This window comes from Oleiphilus sp. HI0080 (assembly GCF_001635135.1).
On record NZ_LWFU01000645.1, the window covers coordinates 1 to 2,305 of the forward strand.

The following is a 2,305-nucleotide window of genomic DNA, read 5'->3' on the forward strand; positions in this document are numbered from 1 at the left end:
TGTGCGTATCGCACAACGCTGCTGTTTTGATTTGTCGACACTCCGTTATGAATATCCAGAAGAACTGGTGCCGAACGGTTTCACCGCTCATCAGTACTTGAAGCATTTAGTGGCTAAAGGTATGAAAACGCGCTTTCCGAACGGTGTTGCCCTACCTATTCAAGGCACGATTCGACGCGAGCTTAAGCTCATTGAAGAGCAGGGTTACGAATATTTCTTTCTTACTGTGCATGACATTGTGCGCTTTGCCAAATCTCGTGGAATTTTATATCAAGGCAGAGGCTCTGCGGCTAACTCTGTTGTTTGTTATTGTCTTGAAATTACCTCGGTTGACCCTCGCCAAATCAGCGTGCTGTTCGAACGCTTTATTTCCAAGGAACGTAATGAACCGCCTGATATCGATGTCGACTTTGAGCATCAACGTCGTGAAGAGGTGATGCAATATATCTATGAAAAATATGGGCGAGAGCGCGCTGCTCTGGCCGCGACTGTGATTAGCTTTCGTTATAAAAGTGCTTTTCGCAGTGTCGGTAAAGTGCTGGGCATTGAAGAGAGTGCACTTGAGTTATATCTAAAAAATATTGATCGCAGAGATCGATCACAGGCCTGGGATGAGCAGCTACTTGCCCAAGGCTTGGACGATACGAATCCAAAATTGGCGAGATTGGTGCACCTGACACGATCACTTATTGGGTTCCCTCGGCATCTTTCACAGCATGTTGGCGGTTTTGTTATTTCGTCTGGCCCTTTATCGCAGCTTGTGCCAGTAGAAAACGCAGCGATGGCCGATCGAACAGTCATTCAGTGGGATAAGGACGACCTAGAAACGCTCGGCCTGCTCAAGGTAGACGTACTTGCTCTGGGTATGCTGAGTGCGATTCGGCGTAGTTTCGACATGATCCGCCAGCATTATGGCAGAGCTTTGAGCATTGCTGAGATCACCTCCTTGGGGGACGATCCTGCGGTATATGCAGACTTACAGGCTGGTGACAGTATCGGTGTTTTTCAGGTCGAATCGCGCGCGCAAATGAGCATGCTACCGCGCTTGAAACCCGCGAGTTATTACGACTTGGTGATTCAGATTGCGATTGTCCGCCCTGGGCCGATTCAGGGCGACATGGTGCATCCGTATTTAAGACGCCGATCCGGTAAGGAGGTGGTTACTTACCCTTCAGGCGAAGTGAAAGAGGTTCTATCCCGAACACTTGGCGTACCGATCTTCCAAGAACAGGTGATTAAACTTGCGATGGTCGCCGCCGGATTTTCAGGCGGTGAAGCCGACCAGTTGCGTCGAGCTATGGCGAGTTGGAAGCGCAGTACACAGCTGCAAGGTTTTCGCAGCAAACTTGTGAATGGCATGCTGGCTCGTGGTTATGATGAAGCATTTGCCGAACGGGTTTTTCAGCAAATTTGTGGTTTTGGAGAGTATGGCTNCCCGGAAAGCCATGCTGCCAGTTTTGCCGTGTTGGCTTACGTGTCTGCATGGCTTAAGCATTACTTTCCGCAGGCATTTTATGCGAGTTTACTGAACAGTTTGCCGATGGGGTTTTATTCGTCGTCACAGTTGGTGCAAGACGCGGTTCGTCATCACGTTCGTGTGTTGCCTGTCGATATTAACCAAAGTTTTGGCGACCATCGCCTTGAACAACAGATCCTTGAACAGCCGTCGGTAGATCCGGGTTTTGCATTACGGCTCGGCTTTCGGCAAGTACGCGGCTTGTCAGCAAAGGGTATAGATCGAATCGAGCGCGCGCGTCCAGACTCTGGTTTTCGTTCTTTACAGCAGATTCAGGCCTTAGGTTTGAATCAACTTGATCTGGAGGCATTGGCCGGAGCCAATGCCTTTGCGCAATTAAAGGGCAATCGCTATCAGGCACGATGGGACCTGATGAAAAGCCTAGATGATGCACCGCTTTGGTCTGAGCGGATTGGGAACGGTGAGACTGATGAGCATTTGTCTGTTAAAGAGGATGTACAGTTTACAGCGCCAGATCAGTGGCAAAATATGCAGGAAGACTATCAATCTACGGGCTTAAGCCTGGACGGGCATCCCGTTGCTTTGCTGCGCAAAGCTGGCGCGTTGGAGAATGATGTGATGGCTAATGCCTTATGGCAACAGCCACATAAATCTTTGGTTTCTGTGTCGGGACTCGTGACCGGAAAGCAAAGTCCTGGTACCGCCGCAGGCGTCAGCTTTTATACTCTCGAAGACGAGACAGGCAATATCAATGTCGTCATATGGCGCGCAACGGCCAGAGCGCAAAAGTTACCTTATTTAAGAGCGCAGTTGTTAAGGGTTGTTGGA

General features: G+C 49.6%; 1 protein-coding gene. It reads left to right on the forward strand.

The window, feature by feature from the left end; translation table 11 throughout:
- The coding region (locus tag A3751_RS14030; RefSeq protein WP_068457175.1) for an error-prone DNA polymerase at positions 1–2,305 on the forward strand (2,305 nt) is incomplete at both ends.